The 20,354-nt window shown below is 58.1% G+C and carries 11 protein-coding genes; 6 read left to right on the forward strand and 5 right to left on the reverse strand.

Annotated features, from left to right (window positions below; translation table 11 throughout):
• Positions 1-3 precede the first annotated feature (3 nt).
• Positions 4-1,206 carry an aminopeptidase C gene (locus tag NW211_RS02270; protein WP_087409091.1) on the reverse strand — a complete coding sequence of 401 codons (1,203 nt, stop codon included), beginning with the start codon at positions 1,204-1,206 and terminating at the stop codon, positions 4-6.
• A gap of 157 nt (positions 1,207-1,363) precedes the next feature.
• Here NW211_RS02270 and NW211_RS02275 point away from each other — a divergent pair, with 157 nt between their 5' ends.
• Positions 1,364-2,647: a DUF5103 domain-containing protein gene (locus NW211_RS02275; RefSeq protein ID WP_258326779.1), complete on the forward strand. Its 1,284-nt coding sequence runs from the start codon at positions 1,364-1,366 to the stop codon at positions 2,645-2,647.
• A 3-nt stretch (positions 2,648-2,650) separates the two neighbouring features.
• On the opposite strand, the gene NW211_RS02280 is transcribed toward NW211_RS02275, so the two are convergent.
• Positions 2,651-3,115: a PepSY-like domain-containing protein gene (locus tag NW211_RS02280; RefSeq protein ID WP_258326780.1), complete on the reverse strand. Its 465-nt coding sequence runs from the start codon at positions 3,113-3,115 to the stop codon at positions 2,651-2,653.
• 132 nt (positions 3,116-3,247) lie between these two features.
• Between NW211_RS02280 and NW211_RS02285 the strand changes: the two genes are divergently transcribed.
• Both NW211_RS02285 and NW211_RS02290 read left to right on the forward strand, forming a co-directional pair.
• Entirely contained in the window at positions 3,248-7,978 is a 4,731-nt protein-coding gene (locus NW211_RS02285; RefSeq protein WP_258326781.1) for a translocation/assembly module TamB, read from the forward strand.
• Positions 7,975-10,290, forward strand: coding sequence for a BamA/TamA family outer membrane protein (locus tag NW211_RS02290; protein WP_258326782.1), 2,316 nt, complete (start codon positions 7,975-7,977; stop codon positions 10,288-10,290). The genes NW211_RS02285 and NW211_RS02290 overlap by 4 nt, the downstream gene beginning before the upstream one ends.
• A 96-nt stretch (positions 10,291-10,386) precedes the next feature.
• On the opposite strand, the gene secA is transcribed toward NW211_RS02290, so the two are convergent.
• The 3 genes from secA to NW211_RS02305 form a co-directional block, all read right to left on the reverse strand.
• Positions 10,387-13,722 (reverse strand): preprotein translocase subunit SecA, encoded by a 3,336-nt coding sequence (gene secA, locus NW211_RS02295; protein ID WP_258326783.1) that lies wholly within the window; start codon positions 13,720-13,722, stop codon positions 10,387-10,389.
• 107 nt (positions 13,723-13,829) lie between these two features.
• Positions 13,830-15,413 (reverse strand): alkaline phosphatase family protein, encoded by a 1,584-nt coding sequence (locus NW211_RS02300; protein WP_258326784.1) that lies wholly within the window; start codon positions 15,411-15,413, stop codon positions 13,830-13,832.
• Between the two features lie 6 nt (positions 15,414-15,419).
• On the reverse strand, positions 15,420-16,625 hold the full coding sequence (locus NW211_RS02305) for a DUF4105 domain-containing protein (RefSeq protein ID WP_158096870.1): 1,206 nt from the start codon (positions 16,623-16,625) through the stop codon (positions 15,420-15,422).
• Between the two features lie 170 nt (positions 16,626-16,795).
• Here NW211_RS02305 and NW211_RS02310 point away from each other — a divergent pair, with 170 nt between their 5' ends.
• The 3 genes from NW211_RS02310 to NW211_RS02320 all read left to right on the forward strand — a co-directional run bounded on the left by NW211_RS02310 (position 16,796) and on the right by NW211_RS02320 (position 20,351).
• On the forward strand, positions 16,796-17,407 hold the full coding sequence (locus tag NW211_RS02310) for a SagB/ThcOx family dehydrogenase (RefSeq protein WP_087409099.1): 612 nt from the start codon (positions 16,796-16,798) through the stop codon (positions 17,405-17,407).
• Positions 17,408-17,429: 22 nt separating this feature from the next.
• Positions 17,430-18,137, forward strand: coding sequence for a DUF5715 family protein (locus NW211_RS02315; protein ID WP_258326785.1), 708 nt, complete (start codon positions 17,430-17,432; stop codon positions 18,135-18,137).
• 234 nt (positions 18,138-18,371) lie between these two features.
• Positions 18,372-20,351, forward strand: a complete 1,980-nt coding sequence (locus NW211_RS02320; protein WP_258326786.1) for an LTA synthase family protein — start codon at positions 18,372-18,374, stop codon at positions 20,349-20,351.
• Positions 20,352-20,354: the final 3 nt, after the last annotated feature.

A 20,354-nucleotide genomic window follows, 5' to 3' on the forward strand; every position in this document is an offset into this window, starting at 1 on the left:
TCTTTACTGCAAATGCAATTTCTTCAGAATCTTGGCTGGGACGGCATCCTTGTGCACCAGAATATCCATCGTCTTGTATTTGACAAAGGCCTCCGACGCATAGAAGAATCCGCCATACACCTGCTCGGTCCCCCACGAGTTTTTCACCTTGTAGTACTTCGTACCGTTCTGGTCGACAGCCGTACCCACGAACACCATGCCGTGGTCGTCGGTTGTCTCGTAGTTGTCAAAAGCCTCCTGGCGCACCTTCTGGTCGATGACCATCTCCTCCTCGGGCTCCTCGAATTTGTAGAGTTCGCCCTCTTTCTCGGCCTTCGACAGTTTCACCCAGCGGGCCAGCTCGGTACCCGAGAGGTTGTCGTTTTTCTTCTCGACGGGAACTACGGCAAAGCCCTTGAGGTATTGGAATCCCTTTTCGCTCACGTCCGACGCCCACATCACCGTATACCCCTTGTCAATCGAGTAGTCGATGGTCTCCATCAGCTCGTTGAGGGGTATGTTGTAGTACTGCGACCACAACCAGTTGTCGGGCACCTCGATGGCAAAAGGTTTGTAGAAGTCGTGGTGTGTAAACGAAGTCAACGGAATGTAGTCGCTCGACTTGATACCCAGCGACTCGGCAAACGACTTGGGCGTGTACTCTACCCCGTTGTAGGTAAACTTCTCGGGCACCTTGCCCAGGTAGGTATCGAGCACCGCCTTGAATCCGTCGAGCCAGGCCGACGACAGCTTCTTGTTGGGGTTGGCGATAACGGCATCGACATAGCCTTTGAGAATGGCATCGAGCTCACCGTGCTGGTGTTTGTCGGTACCGTAGTTCAGGCCGGTATAGACCTCCTCGGGAACCACACCGTATTTATCGATAATGTAGAGCACGTCGTAGGCGCTACCTCCGGCCGAGAACGAGATGCTGCCGTGCATGCGTACATACTTGATGGCCTTCTCGATATAGTCGTTGCGAACGATAAACATCTCGGAGAGGTCGACCGCCGGCTTGCCCTGGCGCAAGAGGTCATCCTCGATAAACGACAGCGTCGAGAAGCTCCAGCACGTGCCCGAGCGGCTCTGGTCTTTCACCGAATTGGTTTTCAACTCTTTCGTAACGGTAAACTGATACCCTACGGAATCTTTCTTGTTTTCTCCGGCCCAAGCGCACACCGAAACCACGGACAATGCGCAGGCAATAGTCAAATGTTTACAATTCATATATCGTCTTTCTTATTCAATTCTCATGTCAAGTTGCGCGCAAATATAGCCAATATTTTCATATTACGCGATAATTGCTCCATTTGTGTAACAGTTATTAGGAAACCGGCATAAAATTTCGTACATTTGCCACTAAGAACTTTCAAACCGACACTTTATGAAACCGAAATACAGACTGTACGCCCTGCTCGCCGCGATTGCCCTGTGGAGTCCGCTGACCGTTCTGGCCCAGAACTTCTCGAACGAGGTCTACGAAACCCGCGCCTTCAGCGACCGCTTCAAGACCATCCGCACCGACGTCGAGGGGCGCGACCTCTTCCCCCCGATTATCGAGTTGAACAGCAACGAGCACATCACCATCTCGTTCGACGAGATGACCGAGGAGGCCTCGTACCTGCAATACAGTCTCATACACTGCAATGCCGACTGGCGACCCTCGGCCCTGTCGGAGCTCGAATACCTCGACGGCTTCAACACCAACCCCATCGAAACCTTCGACTACTCCATCGCCACCTTTGTTCACTATGTGCATTACAGCCTCACCCTCCCCAACGAGGATGTGCAGTTCAAGGCATCGGGCAACTACGTGTTGCTGGTCTACCCCGAGAACGAACCCGAACAGATATTGCTGCAGGTCTGCTTCTCGGTCTACGAAAACGATATTCTGGTAGCCCCCAGCGTCACCTCGCGTACCGACATCGACTACAACAGCGAGCACCAGCAGGTGAGCGTCAGTCTCAATGCCAACAACTACCGCATACAAAACCCCTACAACGAACTGAAGGTGAGCGTCACCCCCAACGGACGGCGCGACCAGGAGGTGATTGTAACCCGGCCGTTGCGCGTACAGGGCAACCAGGTCATATTCGACCATGACCGCAACCTCATCTTCGAGGCGGGCAACGAGTTCCGCCGGTTCGAAATGGTAGCCACCCGCTACGCCGGGCTGGGTGTCTCGAAAATTTACCACTTCGACCCCTACTACCACGTGGTTCTGACTACCACGGAGCCCCGGGCCGAGACGAGCTACCTCTACGACAAGACTCAAAACGGACGCTTCGTCATCCGCCAGAGCGGTGCCAACGACAGCGACACCGAGGCCGACTACTTCGTGGTGCACTTCACCCTCGACTCCGACCCCATACCAGGCGGCAAAATCTATATCGACGGCGAGATGACCAACCATCTCTACACCCCCTACAACGAGATGGTCTATAACCCGGAAACGGGCCAATACGAGAAAACCCTGCTTCTGAAACAGGGTTCCTACAACTACCAGTATCTGTTCCTGCCCGACGGCGCAAGCTCGGCCACGGCAGCTCCTGTCGAGGGCAACTATTACCAGACGGTCAACGAGTATCTGGTGAAGGTATACCACCGCGCACCGGGCGAACGCTACGACAAGCTCATCGGGATAGGCATGACCTACTCGGGCCGATAATCGTCAATCGTTCCGGGCCTTGACAAACTCGCCCGCTTTCGAAAAATAGAGATGGGTCTCGGGATGGACAAGTGTGAGCTTATAGAGATTCTTGCGCTGCTCCATACTCTCGACTTTCGCACCGGGGTAATGCTGCTCGAGATATTCGCCCACGGGTGCGGGAAGCAATTTCACCAGCTCGGGAGCCAACGGGTTGTCGTGCGAATCGATCTCCTCCCAACGTCCCTTGCGGTCGAACTCCAGGTCGTAACCACCCGAGACCTTCACCCCGTATTCGTCCCACGTGCGCGAGTGTACACACTGCAATACCCGAGCCCCTGGAAAATAGGTTTGCAACAACTGACGCGCCGATTGTGGAAGCTCCGACAGCGAGATTTTCCGATTGGTCGTTTTGTTTTCGCCTCGGCTCGGCCCTATGCCTAATGCAATCGTTGTGAACAAAACGATAAGATACAAATAATTTTTCATATATTTACCTCGGTTTTTAGGTTTTCGGTATATTCTCAAAACAAATTCCTCGAAGCCAATGTTTATAATCCAGTCACTGGAAAACCGTTAAATAGGGTGTAAATACAGAGACTTGAAAAAGATTCCTCCCTCATGAAAAGAGCACTGAAATATATTGCCATCACCCTTGCCTCGCTTTTCGTGCTGCTGCTTGCCCTGCCGCTGTGTATCTACATACCGGCCGTGCAACGATGGGGGAAAACCGAAATATGCCGCTACGTGAACCAGTCGACCGGCATGCAACTGACCATCGGCGACCTGTCGCTGCGCTTCCCCTTCAAACTGCAAATCGACGACATCCTGCTGCTCACCGCTCCGGGCGACACCCTGCTGCAAAGTGGCAACGTACAGGTAGGCATCGCCCCGGCCCGGCTGCTGAAGGGCGAGGTCGATGTCACCGAAATCGCCCTGCACGCCACCCGTTTCCGCTTTGCAAATGCCGACTCGACCCTCACCTTCTCAGCTCGCGTCGAACGGTTTGCTACCCAAGAGGCCCGCGTCGACCTGAAAGGTTCGCTCATCGAGCTGCCCTCGCTCCAGCTCCAGGGTGGCGACATTGCCCTCGACATCGCGGGCGAGTCGACCGACACCACCGATACCGCCAGCGCCCCGCTCGACTGGCGCATCTCGGTCGGCGAGATAGGCTTGTCGCAGATACACTACGCCATGCAGATGCAGCCCACCATCCAGCAGCTCGACGCCTCGATTGAGACAGCGACCCTGCGGAAGGGATACATCGACCTCTATCGTCAGCAGGTCGATGTGGCCGAGGCGACCATCGACCGGGGCGACTACCGCTACTACCCGGGCAGCGGCGAGACCGGCGAAACTACCACTCCCTCCGAAGAGGCTGCCGACACGGTGGTCTCGCCACCGTGGACCGTGCGGATAGCACAACTGCGGCTGCACCAAAACAGCGCCCTCTATGCCCTGCCGACGAAGATTCCACAAAAGGGGCTCGACCCGGGTTACCTGTCGCTCAACGGCATCGAGATTGCCATCGACTCGCTCTACAACCAGGGCAGTGCCATACGGGTACCTATCAAACAGCTTGCCTTTGTCGAACGCTCGGGGCTGGCCGTCACCCACACGCAAGGCGTCTTTGCGATGGACTCGACCGGCATCGCCCTGCACGACTTCCTCCTGCAAACCGCCCTTTCCGAAATTTCGGCCCAACTGCAGGCGGGGAGCGACATCTTCACCCAGTCGCCCCAGGCTCCCGTCGAGGCCGAGCTGCAAGCCCGCATTGCCGTGGGCGACCTCATCCGACTCTTTCCCCAATACGACTCCTATACCCGGGGAGTGCTCCTCTCGAGCACGCTGCACACCGACATAACCGTGGGCGGCACGCTGGGCGACCTGCTCCTCACCCGGGGCGACCTGTCGCTGCCCGGCACATTCAATGCCCGCACCACCGGGCGCGTGCAACACCTGCCCGATACCGAGCGTCTGGCCGGCGAACTGCAATGGGGCATCGCCCTCAGGGAGTCGCCGCTCATCGCCCAATTCATACCCGACTCGCTGCGCCATCGCCTCCATCTTCCCCCTACCCGATTCTCGGGCAGGGCCACCCTGGCCGGCCCAACCATCCAATCGCGGGCCCGACTCTCAACGGGCGACGGCAGCATCGCACTGCGAGCCCGACTCGATACCCGCAGCCAGCAATACCGGGGGCGTCTGCACATCGACCGCTTCCCCCTCTCGGCCTTCCTGCCGCACGATTCGCTGGGTGTACTCTCGGCTTCGGCTCGAATCGAAGGGGAGCGATACAATCCGCTCGACTCGCTGGCCCGACTCACGGCCCACCTCGAGGTAGACACCGCCCAATATGCGGGGTATCTCTACTCGGGACTGACCGTCGACGCCCGCGTGAACCGCGGGAGGGCCACGGGCCACATCGCCTGCACCGACCCCAACCTGCTCGTCGGCCTCAGCCTGTCGGGCTCGATCTCTCCACAACAGTACCTCGTAGCCCTCTCGGGCGACATCCATACCGACCTCCACGCGCTGCGACTCACCACCGAGACCTGCCAGATGTCGACCTCGATAGCGCTGTCGGGGCAGGTAGAACCAGAGAAGGAGCAATACCAGGCGACCCTGGACCTCAGCAAGCTGTCGCTCCTGCTGCCCACCGGGCGACTGCAGACCGACAAGCTGTCGCTCGCGGCTCAAACCGACTCGACCCGCATACAGGCCTCGCTGCAAAGCGGCGACCTGGCGGTGAACTTCACCTCGGCTACGGGGCTCACGCCATTCCTGGCCAAACTTAGCGACGCGATGCCCATCGTCGCTTCGGTGCAGGAGAAGAAACGGCTCGACATGGAGGCACTGCACCAGGCGTTGCCCCCTTTCGAACTCACGGCCAGCGCCAAGCGCAACAATCTGGTACAACAATACCTCCAAGGAGCAGGCATGGGATTCTCGCAATTCAGCCTCACGGCGGCCAACGACTCCCTGCTCAACGCCAGGAGCCAGGTCGACCGCTTCTCGGCAAGCGGCATCGTCATCGACACCATACAGCTCTCGCTGTTCGAACGGCACGAACGCGAAGAGCGACTCTACTATTCGCTCCAGGTGGGCAACAAACCCGGCAATCTGGACCAACTGGCCTCGGTCAACCTCAACGGGTTCCTGTCGGGCAATACAACCAAATTCTTCTGCGTGCAGAAAAACCGGCAGGGACAGGAGGGATTCCGCATCGGTAGCCAAGTCGACTTCCTCGACTCGCTCGTGAAGGTCTCGCTCTTCCCCAAAAACCCCATCATCGGCTTCGAAATCTGGACCCTGAACCCCGACAACTTCCTGGCTTACCACTACGACCGGCACCACTTCGATGCCAACATCGCCCTCACCCACGGCGACCGTCACCTCATTGTCACCACCCTGCACGGCTCGCCCGCCGACCACGACCTGGCCCGGCAGGAGCCTCTGAAGGTCGACATCAACGGCATGGAGATTGCCCCCTGGCTGGCACTGTCACCCTTCTCGCCGCAGATTGCAGGCAGCGTCTCGGCCAACCTGCTGGTCGATTTCCCGCAGAGCGGCACCCAGGTAGCCGGCAACCTGGAGGTATCGCAATTCTACTACGGCAAGCGACGGGTGGGCGACTTCGACCTGAAGGTCGACTACCGGCTCGATTCGCTCGGTCGGCAGGAGGCTCAGGCCGCCCTGCAGATTGACAGCGTGCAGGTACTGACTCTGTCGGGAGAGCTCGACGACAAGGCTGAATCGCCCGTGGCGCTGCAACTGTCGGTCGACAGCCTCCCCCTGGCCACAGTCAACCCCTTTCTGCCGGCCGACATGGCCCAGTTGCAGGGGTACCTCAACGGACAGATGACCGTGGGTGGCACCACCTCGGCCCCCCAGCTCGACGGCTACTTGCAGATGGTGCAGGCCACGGCCAGCTCCAAGTCGATGGGGGCCAGCCTCAGCTTCTCACCCAACCCCATACGCATCGACCGGAACGTGCTGCTGTTCGACAACTACGAAATTGCCGGTGCCAACAAGAACCCGCTGCACATCGACGGGAACGTCGACTTCCGGAATCTGGAGAAGATCAACACCGACCTGCACATCTTCGCCTCGGCCTTCCAGCCCGTGAAGTCGGGCCGCAGCACCAAGGCCACCCTCTACGGCTCGGTCATCGCCGATATGGACATGCGGGTAAACGGCCCCCTCGACGGCCTGAAGATAACCGGCAACGTGGGGTTGCTCACCGGTACCGAGGTGACCTACGTGATGCAGGACTCGCCCTTTACCCTGCAACAGCAGGAGAACAACATCGTCACTTTCGTCTCGTTCAACGACAGCACCGAAGTAATCGAGGCCGATACTTTGCCCAAAAGCAACATGATGGGCATGGACATCCTGGTCAACATCAACATATCGCCCACCGTGAAGATGGGGGTAAACCTCTCGGTCGACGGCAAAAACCGCATCGATCTTCAGGGTGGCGGCAACCTCACCTACACGATGAATACCCTGGGCGACAGCCGGTTCTCGGGCCGCTACAACCTCTCGGGCGGATTCGTGCGCTACAACCCGCCCATCATCTCGGAGAAGCTGTTCAAGATACAGGACGGCAGCTTCGTCTCGTGGAACGGCGACATTGCCGACCCGCAAATGTCTATTACCGCCGTCGAGACGGTGCGCACCACCATTACCGAAGACGACAAGAACTCGCGGCAGGTCAACTTCGACATCAGCATCCTCATCAAGAACTCGCTCGAAAACCTCTCGGTCTCGTTCGACCTCTCGGCCCCCGAAGACCTCACCCTGCAAAACCAGCTCACCTCGCTCACGGCCGAGCAGCGGGCCTCGCAAGCCATGAGTCTGCTCATCTACAATACCTACACCGGGCCGGGCACCTCGACCACGCGGAGCGACCTGCTGGGCAACCCGCTCAACTCGTTCCTCGAGAAGGAGCTCAACCAGTGGGCCCAGGGGCTGAAGGGCATCGACCTCTCGTTCGGCATCGACTCCTACACCGACGCCTCGGGCATCAACACCCGCACCGACTACTCCTACCGGGCGGCCAAGAGCCTCTTCAACAACCGGGTGAAGGTGGTCATCGGGGGTAGCCTCAGCCCCGACGACAATGCCGACGTCAATTTCAAGGAGAACTTTATCGACGATATTTCGCTGGAATATTACCTCAACCAGCGCGACAACATGTATATCAAGGTATTCCGCCACACGGGTTACGAGAGTATTCTCGAGGGCGAAATCACTCAGACCGGCGTGGGCTTCGTCGTGAAGAAACGGCTGGTCAACCTCTGGGAGCTCTTCCGTTCCCGCAAAAGCCGAAAGGAGGCCGCACCATGAAACAGACCCTTGCCTACCTCTTTGTCGCCCTGCTGGCCACGGCGATACTCATCGGGTGTTCCACCACCCGTCGCCTCACCGACGACGAGGTGCTCTATACCGGCGTGAAGAAGATGGAGATTATCCCCGACTCGGGGGTGAAGATTGCCGACAACGTGAAGTCCGAAATCAAGACCTCCCTCTCGGTGGCTCCCAACAATCCCCTCTTCTCGCCCTACGTGCGCACCCCCTTCCCTCTGGGCCTTTGGGTATGGAACTATCTGGAACCCAAAAGCGACAAAGGGTTGAAACACTGGATTTACGAAAAACTGGCCAAGGAGCCGGTACTCGTCTCGAGCGTGCAGCCCGAGCTGCGCATGAGCGTAATCAAGGACATTCTGGCAAACAACGGCTACTTCGGGGCCGAGGCCGACTACGAACTCATCTACAACAAGCGCAACCCCCGCAAGGCCCGCATCTCGTACAAGGTCGAGGTGCCGCCGGCCTATACCCTCGACACCATCGAGCTGCCGGCGCCTACCACCCCCCTCACCCGGTTTATCGACAGCATCAACAGTGCCACGCTGCTGCAACCCGGCGACCGCTACTGCCTCGACTCGCTCTCGGCCGAACGCGACCGCATCACCAGCGCCCTGCGCAACAACGGCTATTTCTACTTCCGTCCCGAGTATATCGAGTATCTGGCCGATACGACCCTCTCGCCCGGCAAAGTGGCGCTGCGCATGACCCTCAAGAAGGGTATCCCTACCCAGGCACTCAAACCCTACTACGTGGGGCACATCCACGTGAACCTGCAACGGGCCGACGGCGGCGGCACGCCCGACACCATCCGGTATCCCCACCTGACGGTAGTCTACCGCAAGCCTGTCCACCTGAAGCAGTGGATATTGCCCCGCAACATCACCTTCAGACCGGGCACCATCTATTCGGTAGCCACGCAGAACACCACCCAGTCGAATCTGGGACGGCTGGGCATATTCCGCTCGGTAGCCGTCGAGGTGACCCCGCTCGACTCGCTTGCGCAACGAGACTCGCTCGACGTTACGATACAGGCGGCGTTCGACGTGCCGCTCGAGGCCACCATCGAGGCCAACGTGTCGTCCAAGTCAAACAGTTACATAGGCCCGGGCCTGATTTTCGGAATCAACCACAACAACCTTTTCGGGGGCGGCGAGAAGCTCTCGGTGAAACTCAACGGCAGCTACGAGTGGCAGACGGGCGGCGGCTCGCAACACGGCAAGGCATCGCTCTTCAACTCCTATGAATTCGGCTTGAACTCGTCGCTCTCCTTCCCCCGCATCGTGCCCGGTTTCCTGCCGCAGATGCCCCGCACCCGCCGATACCCCGCCTACACGCGGTTCCAGTTGGGTGCCAACCTGATGAATCGGCCGCACTACTTCCGCATGGTGTCGTTCAACGGGTCGATGAGTTACGAGTACCGCACCTCGCTACGGGCCGGCCATTCGGTCACCCCCTTCAAACTGGTCTATACCAAACTGCTCAATACCACCGAGTCGTTCGACAAGACCATGGAGGAGAACCCCGCCATCGCCCTCAGCTTCCGCGACCAGTTCATCCCCTCGTCGAGCTACACCTATACCTACGACACCTCCTACGGCCGCGAGGTCGACAACCGCTTCGTATGGCAACTGATGGGCATGTCGGCCGGCAATATCCTGAGCGGCATCACCTCGCTGCTGGGACAACACGGCGAGAAACGCATCTTCGGCAGCAGCTTCTCCCAGTTTGTCAAGGGGAGCGCCGAGATGGTCTACTACCACCGTTTCCGCCCCGACCACTGGCTGGTAGGCCGCCTGTTCATCGGGGCCGAACATGCCTACGGCAACTCGCAGGAGGTTCCGTACAGCGAACAGTTCTACATCGGTGGAGCCAACAGCATACGCGCCTTCACCATCCGCTCGCTGGGACCCGGCAGCTACCTGCCGCCGCAGGACGATGCAGACGGATACTTCGACCAGACGGGTACCTTCAAGCTCGAGGCCAACCTCGAATACCGCTTCCCCATCTGGGGCGACCTGCACGGTGCCGCCTTTGTCGATGCCGGCAACATCTGGCTGCTGAAGCGCGACCCCAACCGCCCGGGTGGCGAGCTGGACGGTCGCACCTTCCTCAAAGACATCGCCCTGGGTACCGGCGTGGGGCTGCGCTACGACATCGGGATGCTGGTGATACGCGGCGATCTGGGTATCGGCATCCACGCCCCCTACGAGACCGGCCGCAAAGGGTACTACAACATGACCTCATTCAAAAACAGCCTCGCCTTCCACCTGGCTATCGGCTACCCCTTCTAAGGTATTCCCCCCCGACCTTAAAAGCTATTCAACAAAAATACAACAGGCGGCTCTCCGAAGAGAGTCGCCTGCTGCGTGCGTATGGCAAAAGGGAGATTAAAGTCCTCTCCCGTGACAGTTTTTGTATTTCTTGCCGCTACCGCAAGGACAGGGATCGTTGCGGCCTACGCGGGGAGCAGCCTTGATAGGCTCGGTAACCCGCGGCTGTTGCGGTGCAGCGGCGGCCTGTGCCTGAGCTTGGGCTTGACCCTGCTGGGCCGGCTGTTGGGCCTGACCGGGGTAGTCGTCCTTCTGGGTGCGGTACTTGCTGTAATCCTCGCGACGTTCGGGAGCGGCCTCGCGCACATCCTGCGGCTCCTGGATGTATATCTGACCCCGCATGAGGATGGCGATAGCCTTGCGGTTCATCGCCTCGACCATCGACTTGAAGAGGTTGAACGACTCGAGCTTGTAGATCAACAGCGGGTCTTTCTGCTCGTAGCTGGCATTCTGTACCGACTGGCGCAACTGGTCGAGTTCGCGCAAGTGCTCTTTCCAAGCCTCGTCGATAGTCATCAGCAATACGGCTTTCTGGAACTGCTTAACCACCGACTGCGATTCGCTCTTGTAGGCCTCGTTGATGTCGCAGGCGATACCAAACACCCGTTTGCCATCGGTGATGGGCACCCGTATCATGCCGGTCGACAGACCGCGCATCTCTACGAAGGGCTTGATATTCATGTGAGCAATCTCGGCCATGCGTTCGCCCTTGCGCTTGAAGGTGGCGACCACGGCCTCGTAAAGGCTGTCGATAATCTCGTTCTTGCGCATCGAGCGGAACTTGTCCTCGTCGAAGGGCATCTCTACGGCAAATATCTTGAACATCTCCATCGACAGCGGTTCGTAGTCGTTGGAGCCGTTGTAGGCCTCGACCAGCGACTCGATGGTATCGTAGAACATGTTCATGATGTCGATACCGATACGCTCGCCCATCAAGGCGTGGTGACGCTTGGTGTAGATAACGTTACGCTGGGCGTTCATCACGTCGTCGTATTCGAGCAACCGCTTGCGGATACCGTAGTTGTTCTCTTCGACGCGACGCTGGGCGTTCTCAATCGACTTGGATACCATGCGGTGTTCGATCATCTCGTCTTCCTTGAGACCCAGACGGTCGAGCATCTTCACCACGCGGTCGGTGGCAAACAGACGCATCACCGTATCTTCGAACGATACGAAGAATACCGACGAACCCGGGTCGCCCTGACGTCCGGCACGACCACGCAACTGACGGTCGACACGACGCGACTCGTGACGCTCGGTACCGATGATGGCCAAACCTCCGGCCTCGCGCACGGCGGGCGACAGCTTGATATCGGTACCACGACCGGCCATGTTGGTAGCGATGGTCACGGTACCCGTCTGTCCGGCCTGGGCCACGATTTCGGCCTCGCGCTGGTGATATTTGGCATTCAACACATTGTGCTTGATCTTGCGCATGGTGAGCATACGGCTCAACAACTCCGAAATCTCGACCGACGTGGTACCTACCAGTACCGGGCGTCCGGCCTCGACCATCTTCACAATCTCTTCGATTACGGCGTTGTACTTGGCACGCTTGGTCTTGTATACCCGGTCGTCCATATCGATACGGGCTACCGGCTTGTTGGTGGGGATAGTCACCACATCGAGCTTATAGATGTCCCAGAACTCACCGGCTTCGGTCTCGGCGGTACCGGTCATACCGGCCAGCTTGTGATACATGCGGAAGTAGTTCTGCAACGTGATGGTGGCAAAGGTTTGCGTGGCGGCCTCGACCTTCACGTGCTCCTTGGCCTCGATGGCCTGGTGCAGACCGTCGGAGTAGCGACGCCCCTCCATGATACGGCCGGTCTGCTCGTCGACGATTTTCACCTTGTTGTCGATGACCACATACTGGTCGTTGAGCTCGAAGAGGGTATAGGCTTTCAACAACTGATGCACGGTGTGAACCCGCTCGGCCTTGATGGCGTAGTTTTGCAGCAGCTCGTCCTTGCGGTTCTGTTTCTCCTCGGGCGTAAGGTTTTGATTCTCGAGGTCCGAGAGCTCTTCGCTGATGTTGGGCAGCACGAAGAAGTTGGGGTCGTCCGACTTGCCGGTCATCACATCGATACCCTTATCGGTAAGGTCGATGCTGTTGTTCTTCTCGTCGATTACGAAGTAGAGGTCGTCGGTAATCTCGGGCATACGGCGGTTGTTGTCGGCCATATAGATAGCCTCGGTCTCGAGCATCAGGGGTTTGATACCGGGCTCACTGAGGTATTTAATCAAAGCTCCGTTCTTGGGCAGACCCTTGAAGCAGCGGTAGAGCAGCACGGCACCCTCGTCGCGGGTCTTCTTGTCGTCCGAGGCGATTTTGGTCTTGGCCTCGGCCAGCAGCTTGGTTACCAGGGTACGCTGCATCTTCACCAGCTCCTCGACTTTGGGCTGGAACTGCTCGAACATCTGGTCGTCGCCCTTGGGGGTGGGACCCGAAATGATCAACGGCGTACGGGCATCGTCGATCAACACCGAGTCGACCTCGTCGACAATGGCGTAGTTGTGCATGCGCTGTACCAGGTCGAGGGGCGAGCTGGCCATGTTGTCACGCAGGTAGTCGAAACCGAATTCGTTGTTGGTACCGAAGGTAATATCGGCATTGTAGGCGTTGCGTCGAGCTTCGGAGTTGGGCTCGTGCTTGTCGATACAGTCGACCGACAGGCCGTGGAACATGTAGAGCGGGCCCATCCACTCCGAGTCACGTTTCGACAGGTAGTCGTTGACCGTCACCACGTGCACGCCGTTGCCCGGCAGGGCGTTGAGGAATACCGGCAGCGTGGCCACCAGCGTTTTACCTTCACCGGTAGCCATCTCGGCAATCTTACCCTTGTGCAGTACCACACCACCGATGAGCTGCACGTCGTAGTGTACCATGTCCCACACCACTTCGTTGCCACCGGCCATCCAGTGGTTCACATAGATGGCCTTGTCGCCCTCGATATGCACGAAGTCGTGGTCTACGGCCAGGTTGCGGTCGAAGTCGTTGGCGGTCACCTCGATAGTCTCGTTGTTGCAGAAACGGCGGGCGGTCTCCTTCACGATGGCAAAAACCTCGGGGAGCGACTCGTCGAGCACATCTTCGATTTTCTTCAGAATGTTTTTCTCGATTTTGTCAATCTCTTCCCAAGTCGATTCACGCTTGTCGTAGTCGAGCGTCTCGACATGCTCCTTGAGCTCGGCAATGCGTTGACGGTCGGGAGCAACCGTATCCTGGATATGCTGCTTCACCACATCGACGCGATGACGCAACTCGTCGTTCGTCAGTTTTTCGAGTTCGGGCGATATGGCCTTAATCTTCTGGATATAAGGCTCTATCTCTTTCAAGTCGCGCTGCGACTTGTTGCCGAACAGCTTTTTCAATAAATCGTTAAATCCCATATAAAGTGTCTGTTTTATTCGTTAATAAAAGGTTCTTCCCCGCAGGGAACCTTATAGAACCCTGCAAAAATAATGCAAATTTTGCTAACTCCGCAAAAAGGAAGAAATTAGTATTGAATTTCGGAGAGCGGAGTGGACGAAGAACCGTTGGGCGAACGGATGCGCAGCAGGCGCGAAACGGAGGGTGCAATGGCCGTAGCCCGCACCGGCGTGGCAATGTGTACCGGCTTCACATCGGGAGCGAGGATAAAGCAGGGGGCCGGTATGGCATTGATGCGCACATACTCGCGGGTGTCGGCATTGTCCTCATACACCACCTCCCACCCGGGGCAAAGATTGAGCACGAGGTCGCCCGACAGCTTGGGGCAGTAGCCGTTGCGCATGGCGGCAAGCCGGTCGGTACCGTAGCTCAGCAACAGCCGTTGCATGGTGTACACATCCTGTACACCGGCCATCTGTATCAGGAACGAAGCGGCCTTGTCGCGCATCTCGTCGGCATCGAGGTCGCGCTCCTTGATGAGTTTGCGATTCAGAAATATCTGTCGGTTCTGGTATCCGATGACCCAGTCGCCCTGGCCATAAAGAGCCATCAGGTAGACATTCAGCAGCGACACGGCACGGCGCGGATAGAACTCGCCCGAGGGTATGTTGTAGATGGGCGACTCCTTGGCTTCGCCCTTGAAGTAGCCGGTCGAGGCCACGAAGATGACGGTATGGTCGAGCCCCACCTTCTTGTCTATCTCGTCGAGCAGCCGGGCCAGATCACGATCGAGGCGCACGTAGGTGTCCTGCAACTCCAGGCCGTACTCCTGCACGGTCTTGTTCAGGTAGACCCCGGCCGTATAGCCGACGTTGAGCATGTCGAGCACGCCCCGGCGTCCCAGAAGCCCCTTGTCGAGGAACTCCACGGCCACATCGGTAATCTCGCGGTTGACCAGCGCCGTTGTCTTGAACTGGGCAAAGCGGTCGCGGTTGTCGTGCGAGAAGGTGCGCTTGAACGAAAAATCGTTGGTCAGGTAGGGTATGGCCGTATAGAGGTCGGGGGTATAGACCGGCGTCCAGGCCAGCGTATCGATGCGGGCCGACAGCGAACGTCCGTAGTTGAACTGCTCGATATAGGCCGGCACATCGCGATAGTAGGTCGTGGTGGCCCACTTGCCGTTACGGTCGTTTATCCAGAAAGCACAGTTACCAGCATGACCCGCACTGATGATGGCCTGCTGGGCATCGGGAGCCACGGCATAGACGCGCCCCAGGCCGCCGCTCACAATCTTTACCTCGTCGCTGATGGTCGAGGTCTTGAGCCGTTCGGGCGAAAAGGTCTCTTGCGTATAGTTGCCTATCTTGGAAGGGTCGTTCAGAATAAACTCTTCGCGCTGGAATGTAGTATTGAAAAACCGCTCCGAGGGGATGCCATGGAAAAAGGGCATCGTGCCCGTGTAGAGCGTGGCCGTAGCCGAGGCTTTGTCGACATTGGGATAGTCGTAGACCAAGTTTTCGCAAACCACCCCCTCCTTCATCAATCGCTTGAAGCCCTTCTCTCCGAAAAGATGCTGCAAGGCCATCAGGTAGTCGGTGCGCAACTGGTCGACCGTAATACCCACCACCAGACGCGGTGCCTGGTCGGCCGACTGTACCAGCGGTACAACCAGCAAAGAGAGCAGAAGTGTTGCTAATACCTTTTTTTTCATATCTGTTCAATTCCGCTTCTTGCCGTGCTCCACCCACAGCCAGGTGAGCGAACGCATCATCAACACCAGCACCAGCGGAATGAATGCCGGGTTGAACTGCTGGGGAATCCAGTGCCACAGCACCAGAAAAATCAACAGCCCCGCAAAGTTAGCAAAATGATAGTATCTAACGATATTTTTAAGAGATTTAAACCAAATGAAGAGGGCCATCAACAACCACAGGGGATGAAGCCAAAAGGCCGAATAGTTGGGCCAGGTGGCCGGATGCACCGAGACGAACATGAGGAAAAAGACAATCACTCCTCCCAATCCGTAGGCGGTAAAGAGCACGGTATCGAGTACCCGCGAGCAACGTCCCCGCCGGATGTCGCAGAGCGACCACACCGCCACAATCGCCGCCAGCAACCAGGCCACGAAGAGGGGGGTGAGATAGAAGGGGGTCACACCGGGACGGGCCGGGACTTCGGGGTCGTAGAGCACCTCGGTACGGCTCACCAGCGGCACCGCGGCCGAGTCGGGTGCGAGTTGAATCTCGGCCCGGGCAAAGGCCTCTTTCAGCACTTCGGGGCCGAACATCTGTTCGCGGTAAGTCATGGGGCGGTCCAGACTGCCACCCAGGGCCAGGTCGATGCCGAAGATGAGCCAGGGGCAACGCTCGGCGTAGCTGTCGATCTCCTCGCGGAAGGTGGGCAACTCGCCCTCGGGTTCGTGGTAGCGCACCCGATTGCCGAGGGTCGCCTCGACCATGTTGCGGGGCCGGGTGGCGCAGTTGTCGAAGAGGAAGTTATAGCGGTAGACGCGGTTCTGGGGCTGGGCATTCTCCAGCAGGGCGTAGAAGAGTGCCTGGCTCTGCTCGGGCGTGAGGTTGAGAATCTGCTCGTCGACCCGCGACTCGCGCATCACATAGTTGAACAGGAAGGTGCGGAAGTCGTTCACACCCAGGCAATAGTCGGTCTCGCCCTTGGTAAACCGCCACACAAAGGCCGGGGCATTGAAGTCGAACATGCCATAGTTGAACACATAGTCAAATCCGCCGGGAGTCAACTGCCTGACCCGCAAGGCCGTGTGCCCGAAAAGCTCGTACACCTCGGTACCGGGGCCGCACGTGAGCAGACTCACCTGCAGGGAGTCGCGGTTCTCGACCTGGGCCTGTACACTCATTGCCAGCGCGGCCACCAGCGCAGCCACGAATAATCGTACCTTTATCAACATGCTCGATTTCATCGCCTGAAAAAATGTGGTGTAAAAGTACAACTTTCCGCTCGATTCACCCGAAGGGTAACTCTTTTATTTTCTTCGACTTTGATAATTTTTACATTTTTATTTTAGGGCTCTACCGAATAAATCGTTATCTTTGTTCGTCGCACTCAAAACCAAGCAGTATGAAAATCAAAGGTTTACTTTTGTCGCTCCTCATAGCGAGCCCGATGATGGCCATGGCCCAGAACATCGAGCTCCCCGCCCCCCAGAAACAGGGAGGCCAACCGCTCATGCAGGTACTCGCCCAACGGGCCTCTACCCGCCAGTTCGATACCACCCGGGCCATCGAGCCGCAAACCATGGCCGACCTCCTGTGGGCCGCCTGGGGATACAACCGGGAGGATAAACGCACGGCACCTTCGGCCCTCAACCGGCAGGAGATTTCGCTCTATGTCATCACCGCCCAGGGGGCTTACTGCTACGATGCCCGTCAAAACGTGCTGACTCAGGTAGCCGCCGGCGACTTCCGCAAGAGTGCCGGCAAACAGCCTTTTGCCCAGACGGCTCCGCTCAACATCGTTTTTGTGGCCGACCTCGACAAGGCTCCGGGCAACGACATGATGTTTGTCGATTGCGGTTTCATAGCCCAGAACATCTATCTCTATTGTGCCTCGGCCGGACTGGGCAGCGTGGTGCGCGGCTCGTTCGATGCCGCCGAACTGGCCCAGGTACTGAAACTGAATGAACGCCAGAAAGTAATATTGACACAGACAGTCGGCTATCCGGCTCGATAATCCCCCGGAAAAGCCTCACCTCATGCGTCACACCTTACTACCGATATTCGTCATCTTCGCCCTCCTCATCACCGGCTGCAAAGGCAAGCAGGTCGAGCCCGACTACCCCGACAGTTCCTTTATCGACACCTTCGAGGTGAAGCAGCAGACCCAGCCCCGCCCCACCGGTTGGCCGAAGAGCCCCATCCAGTACACCAGTTTCCGCAAACTCTTCAACGACCTCAACGACCAGCACCTGGCCATTGCCCGCAAAAACGGCATCGCCCCGCTCGAGTCGCTCGACGAGGCCCGCAGCATGGGCTTCTGGAAGCTGGCCAAAATAGACAGTTGCGAATACTACTCGGTCGACAAGCTCACCCACTCGATTCCCTACCTCACCCCCAGAACCAAGTGGCTGCTGATGACCATCGGGAAGAACTTCAACGATTCGCTCGAGAGCCGCGGTGCCGGCGGACGGCAAATCATCCTCACCAGTGCCCTCCGCTCCGACGAGTCCATCCGCTCGCTGCGCCGGCGCAACACCAACGCCAGCGAAAACTCGGCCCACCGCTACGGCACCACCTTCGACATTGCCTACAACCGCTACAACGTGACCGACTCGACCTGCTTCGTCCCCTCCGACCGCCTGCGCCTGCTGCTGGGCGAGGTGCTCTACGATCTGCGCAAAAACCACAAGTGCTATGTAAAGTACGAGGTTCGGCAGGGCTGTTTCCACATTACGGCCCGGTAAGACCGGCATATCTCTCCGAGCCGGACTCCGCTGCCCGAATATTCCACGCGGATGTGGGGGCGGTTGTTCCACGCTACGATGCGGAATCGTGCCAACAAAAGAGACTTCTCCCCACGCCCCAAGCTGGCTCTGCAGCCAGTGCGGGGGCGGCACAAACCACAGGAATTTCCGTTTTCATTTGCCTCGGCTTTCTCCTTTCACTATCTTTACAGCGTTGTTTAAGCAATACGACCGATGAAACGATATTTGTACGCCCTGCGCTATCTGGTTTCGATACATCTGCTGGGGCTTCTTTTCTTTGCCGCGTTCCGCCTGATATTGTTCATGCAAGGCTACGACTACCTGGCGGGTGAAAACCTGTCGGTACTCACCCGTGCCGAGGCTTTCGCCCGGGGCGTGTGGCTCGACAACGTGGTGGCCTGCTACATCATGATACTGCCGCTCACGGTGGTATCGATATGTGCCCTGCTGGGGTACTACGGGAAGGCGCTGTTCCGGGGCGTGGGCATCTTCTTCTCCCTCTTCTACGTGCTGGCCTTTGCCATATCGGCGGCCGACATACCCTACTTTGCCTACTTCTTCAAGCATATTAACGCCTCGATATTCAACTGGTTCGGCTACGCGGGTACCACGTTGGGGCTGATGTTCGGCGAGTTTTCCTACATCGTCGCCTTCGTGCTCTTCCTCGCCCTCTCGATTCTCTTTGTCTTTCTGCTCCGCTGGTTGCGGCAACGCACCTGCCTCGACATCCATCGGGTATCGGACGAGAAATTTCACTGGCCCAACGAGCTGCTCATGCTGCTGGGCTCTATCGTGCTGATAGGCGGCTGCATGTTCGGCATCCGGGGCCGGGTGGGCTACAACCCCATCAAGGTGAGTGCGGCCTACTATTGCAACAATACGTTTTTGAATCAGTTGGGTGTGAGCCCGGCCTTCAATCTGCTGCGCAGCTCGCTGGAGGCTTCGAAATCGGAGAACCGCGAGATTGAGCTCATGGACGACCAGGAGGCCATCGCCCGCGTGCGCCGGGAATACCACATCGCCGACTCGCTGCCCGAGGTGTCGCCCATCGCCCGCCGGGTAGAGAACCCGGGCGAACCGACCCGCCAGAATGTGGTGCTCATCTTCATGGAATCGATGTCGGCCGAGCTGATGGGGCACTTCGGCAATCCGTGGCAGCTGACCCCCTTCCTCGACACCATCGCTACGAAATCGCTCTGCTTCAACCGATTTTTCTCGGCCGGCACGCACACCAACCACGCCATCCACTCCACGCTGTACTCCTACCCGGCTCTGATGAAACGCAACTCGATGAAGGGGGCCGTCATCCCCTTCTTTGCCGGATTGCCCACCATCCTGCAGGACAACGGATACAGCACCCTCTTCTTCATGACGCACGAGTCGCAATACGACAACATGAACGGCTACCTGCGCACCAACGGCTTCGACCGCATCTTTGCCCAGGAAGATTATCCCAAGGAGAAGGTGGTCAACAGCTTCGGCGTGCAGGACGACTTCCTCTACCAGTATGCCCTGCCGGTACTCACCCAGACGGCCCGCGAGGGTAAACCCTTCTTTGCCGCCCTGCTGAGCATCAGCAACCACCCGCCCTATGTGGTGCCCAAAGATTTCAAGGCCCGCAACAACACCGACGAGCTGCGCATCGTCGAGTTTGCCGACCACGCTCTGGAGCAGTTCATCACCCAGGCCAGCCGGGAGGAGTGGTTCGACAACACCATCTTTGTCTTTGTGGGCGACCACGGGAAGCTGGTAGGGACACCTCGCAGCGACATGCCCCTCAGTTTCAACCACGTGCCGCTGCTCATCTATGCCCCCTCGACCATCGAGCCGCGCCAGATCGACGACCTGGGCGGACAGACCGACATAGCTCCTACGCTGCTGGGGCTGCTGCAAATCGACTACGTCAACAACGGTTTCGGCGTAGACCTGCTGCGCGAGAAGCGTCCGGCGGTGGTCTTCACCTCCGACGATGCCGTAGGCTGCGTGAACGATTCGCTCTTCTACATCTATAAACCCAAGGATAACCAGGAGTGGCTGCTCGCCCACAAACAGGCCATCGAACAGAGCGGCGACATAGCCGACCCGGCGGCCCGCCAATCGCTGCGCGACTACTCCTTCTCGATATTGCAAACGGCTCAATACCTGATGAGCAACGGCCTTACCGGCAAATACATAGGTTATCAACCCCGTTAAAAA

Origin of the sequence: Barnesiella sp. ET7 (genome assembly GCF_024733785.1) — a bacterium.
GTDB lineage: Bacteria > Bacteroidota > Bacteroidia > Bacteroidales > Barnesiellaceae > Barnesiella > Barnesiella merdigallinarum.

Coding starts and splice junctions, on each gene's coding strand:
- NW211_RS02290 (WP_258326782.1), top strand. CDS start 7,975: ATGAAACAGACCCTTGCCTACCTCTTTGTCGCCCTGCTGGCCACGGCG.
- NW211_RS02310 (WP_087409099.1), top strand. CDS start 16,796: ATGAAAATCAAAGGTTTACTTTTGTCGCTCCTCATAGCGAGCCCGATG.
- NW211_RS02300 (WP_258326784.1), bottom strand. CDS start 15,413: ATGAAAAAAAAGGTATTAGCAACACTTCTGCTCTCTTTGCTGGTTGTA.
- NW211_RS02280 (WP_258326780.1), bottom strand. CDS start 3,115: ATGAAAAATTATTTGTATCTTATCGTTTTGTTCACAACGATTGCATTA.
- NW211_RS02305 (WP_158096870.1), bottom strand. CDS start 16,625: ATGTTGATAAAGGTACGATTATTCGTGGCTGCGCTGGTGGCCGCGCTG.
- NW211_RS02315 (WP_258326785.1), top strand. CDS start 17,430: ATGCGTCACACCTTACTACCGATATTCGTCATCTTCGCCCTCCTCATC.
- NW211_RS02285 (WP_258326781.1), top strand. CDS start 3,248: ATGAAAAGAGCACTGAAATATATTGCCATCACCCTTGCCTCGCTTTTC.
- secA (WP_258326783.1), bottom strand. CDS start 13,722: ATGGGATTTAACGATTTATTGAAAAAGCTGTTCGGCAACAAGTCGCAG.
- NW211_RS02320 (WP_258326786.1), top strand. CDS start 18,372: ATGAAACGATATTTGTACGCCCTGCGCTATCTGGTTTCGATACATCTG.
- NW211_RS02270 (WP_087409091.1), bottom strand. CDS start 1,206: ATGAATTGTAAACATTTGACTATTGCCTGCGCATTGTCCGTGGTTTCG.
- NW211_RS02275 (WP_258326779.1), top strand. CDS start 1,364: ATGAAACCGAAATACAGACTGTACGCCCTGCTCGCCGCGATTGCCCTG.